We start from the raw sequence: 1,410 nt of genomic DNA, 5'->3' as shown, positions 1-1,410 counted from the left end.
CCTGTAACTTCATGTGGAGATGGAAGTGTAACGATTACAGCAAGTGGAGGAGCAATAGGGACTTATGAATATTCAGTTGTAGCTTCAGGAGTTGGAGCGAGTTATGTTGCAGGAAATACCTTTACTATTTCAGCAGGAGGAAGTTATGATGTTTCAGTTCGTGATGGATTAGGATGTATTTACACAGAGACGATAACAGTTGACACCATTACACGTCCAAGTGTAGTTGTTACTCCTACGCAGCCTTCTTGTTCAGGAGATACAGGTGCTATTAGTATTAACATTTCAGGAGGTGTTTCAGATTATACAGTTACTGTAACAAGTACAGGAACACCTATTGCTACGGTTACATCTAGTGATGTTGTACGTAGTTATACAGGTTTAGCAGATGGGAATTATGCATTTGTTATTACCGATGGTAATGGTTGTGATTCAGTATCTGTTGATGTAGATATAACTACACCAACACCAATAGTTAGTGATGCGAATTTAACACAGAATTATACTTGTTTGCAGCTGGGTCAAATTACCTTCGATGCAGCTACAGGAGGAACAGGTCCATATACTTACGGAGTAAACGGAGTTTACTCTACAGATTTAGTTTATAATAATTTAACAGAAGGTACTTATGTTCTAACGGTTCGTGATGCAAACGGATGTGAATTAACAACAATACCAGATATAATAATTCCACCATTACCAAGTTTACCAACATTTACCTCAAGTGTTGCTTATGAATGTAATGGAGAAGGAAACATTTCGATTGCTCCAGTAGATGCTACATATACGTATACTTTGGGAGCGACGAGTAATAATACAGGAGTATTTACAGGTTTAACAAATGGAGATTATACCATTACAATAGATTATGGAAGTGATTGTACAACAGATGTAATTGTTACAGTTTTAGATAATCAAGAGTTATTAGGATCAGTTAGTAAATTAACAGATGCAGTTTGTAATGGAGATAGTAATGGAAGTATAGAGATAAGTGCGAGTAACTTTGGAGGTTCATTTGAATTCAGTGTAGATGGAGGAACGAGTTGGTCGACACCACAGGCTACAAGCCCAGTTACTGTAAATACATTAGGAGCGGGTTCTCATGATATTCGTATTCGTACAACGATTAATGGTACACAATGTGATATTTCATTAGGTTCGGTTACGATAAATGAACCAGCAGCAGTTGTTGCGAGTGGTACTATTACTCAGTTGCCTACATGTAACCCAGCAGTTGGTGCTACGATAACTCCAAGTGCAACAGGAGGAACAGCTCCATATACCTATCAGTTAGATGGAGCAGGAGCTTTCCAAACAGGACCATTTACAGATGTAGCCGTTGGAGGTCATACGATTATAGCTAGAGATGCAAATGGATGTTTATCAGTAGCGTCAGCTACGATAAATGTT

1 pseudogene is annotated in these 1,410 nt (G+C 38.3%); it reads left to right on the top strand.

Features of this window, described 5'->3' with window-relative positions:
- Positions 1-1,410 (top strand): annotated as a pseudogene (locus ACKTTC_RS16380) (hypothetical protein); the annotation flags it as partial.

It is taken from the genome of Tenacibaculum amylolyticum (genome assembly GCF_964511145.1).
GTDB classification, from domain to species: domain Bacteria; phylum Bacteroidota; class Bacteroidia; order Flavobacteriales; family Flavobacteriaceae; genus Polaribacter; species Polaribacter amylolyticum.
The sequence above is the reverse complement of the archived record's forward strand: the minus strand, read 5'-3'. Positions and strand labels throughout refer to the sequence as shown.